The following is a 447-nucleotide window of genomic DNA, read 5'->3' on the forward strand; positions in this document are numbered from 1 at the left end:
GCGGGAGCAACAGGACCGGCCATCAGAGCGTCAGCAGGTTTACGAGGAACGTGCCGGCGATCTGGCCGGCCCTGTTCGCCGCGAGGATCCTCGCAATCAGTTCGCCCGAACAATTGATGGCGATCGGCGCGACCGGACAGAGGACAATGAAGGTTATCGCCGCATCCGGTGGTCCGACCTCATGTCGCAAGACGGCGCCGTCCCTGCCCCCACGGAAGCTGTCGGCCAGCAATTGCCTCTGGAGACCGGCAAGCCAGCTCCGCTGGTGCCAGCGATCACGCGTCACGACCGCAGCATCGAAGAGGTGGCCCGGGAAAGGGCGATGTCAGTCATCGATCAGAGATTCGATACGGTTGGCTCTGTCGCGCGGCACGTGTTCCGTGATCCGGTCGAGGTCGCCGCGAGACTGCGCACCGCGATGACCGAGAAGGAAGGCAACGGGAGGAT

At 64.2% G+C, this 447-nt stretch carries 1 pseudogene; it reads left to right on the plus strand.

Annotated elements, in window-relative coordinates:
* A pseudogene (locus tag QSK43_RS27040) lies at positions 1 to 447 on the plus strand (BID domain-containing protein); the annotation flags it as partial.

This window comes from Rhizobium sp. GR12 (assembly GCF_036596185.1).
GTDB lineage: Bacteria > Pseudomonadota > Alphaproteobacteria > Rhizobiales > Rhizobiaceae > Agrobacterium > Agrobacterium nepotum.